Genomic DNA, 702 nt, shown 5'->3' with positions numbered 1-702 from the left:
ATAGGTCGAAGGTGTAAGTGCAGCAATGTATTTAGCTTATCGATACTAATAGGTCGAGGACTTGACCAATATTTATTTGATGTTCATTGATTAAAATATATATGTAGTTTTTAGAGTGCTAACTCTATGTGTTTAAATTTATCAATAATTAGAGATTTTTAAGAATTTTATAAGCTTAAAATCGAATGAAAAAAGTATTGACATAATAAGACAAATATGTTATTATAATACTTGTCTTAGAAAAAAGATGAATGAAAATTTAGACAATAATCTGGTTATAATAGCAGAGAGGATACACCTGTTCCCATTCCGAACACAGAAGTTAAGCTCTCTAGCGCTGATGGTACTTGGTGGGAAACTGCCTGGGAGAGTAGGACATAGCCAGGTGATGTGCCGAAGTGGCGGAACTGGCAGACGCACAGGACTTAAAATCCTGCGGGACTTACCTCTCGTACCGGTTCGATTCCGGTCTTCGGCACCAAATTATTGTGGGCCATTAGCTCAGTTGGTTAGAGCGCCCGGCTCATAACCGGTAGGTCTGGGGTTCGAGTCCCTGATGGCCCACCACAATAATTTAAAGAACTTTGAAAATTAAACAGTAGGTTAATTTATAAAACAAGAAACAAACCATAAAGCCAGATATTTAGATAACAATAGTATCTGAGCCTGATAAACTTTTATTTGAGAGTTTGATCCTGGCTC

At 37.3% G+C, this 702-nt stretch carries 2 tRNA genes and 1 rRNA gene; all 3 read left to right on the top strand.

The features are described from left to right. Positions 1-270: 270 nt before the first annotated feature. The 3 genes from rrf (at position 271) to IC174_RS20710 (ending at position 567) form a co-directional block, all read left to right on the top strand. Positions 271-387 (top strand): 5S ribosomal RNA (rrf, locus tag IC174_RS20720). Between the two features lie 5 nt (positions 388-392). Next, positions 393-481 (top strand) — tRNA-Leu (locus tag IC174_RS20715). Between the two features lie 9 nt (positions 482-490). After that, positions 491-567 (top strand) — tRNA-Ile (locus IC174_RS20710). Positions 568-702 lie beyond the last annotated feature (135 nt).

Origin of the sequence: Clostridioides sp. ES-S-0001-03 (assembly GCF_020676075.1) — a bacterium.
Taxonomy (GTDB): domain Bacteria; phylum Bacillota; class Clostridia; order Peptostreptococcales; family Peptostreptococcaceae; genus Clostridioides.
Note: the sequence above shows the minus strand (reverse complement) of the source record. Positions and strands in the feature narration are given on the sequence as shown.